The following is a 225-nucleotide window of genomic DNA, read 5'->3' as shown; positions in this document are numbered from 1 at the left end:
GGCAAGCTGTTCCACATCGACCTCAACGGCCAGCGCGGCATCAAGTACGACCAGGACCTCGTCTTCGGCCACGGCGACCTCACCAGCGCCTTCTTCACCGTGGACCTGCTCGAAAACGGCTTCCCCAACGGCGGCCCCCGCTACGAGGGCCCGCGGCACTTCGACTACAAGCCCTCCCGCACCGACGGCTACGACGGCGTCTGGGAATCCGCCAAAGCCAACATG

At 65.8% G+C, this 225-nt stretch carries 1 pseudogene; it reads left to right on the top strand.

Annotation, left to right across the window (positions count from 1 at the left end):
- Window positions 1–225 (top strand): annotated as a pseudogene (locus M8J71_RS22635) (xylose isomerase); the annotation flags it as partial.

Origin of the sequence: Pseudarthrobacter sp. R1, assembly GCF_024494415.1 — a bacterium.
Lineage (GTDB): Bacteria > Actinomycetota > Actinomycetes > Actinomycetales > Micrococcaceae > Arthrobacter.
Note: the sequence above shows the minus strand (reverse complement) of the source record. Positions and strands in the feature narration are given on the sequence as shown.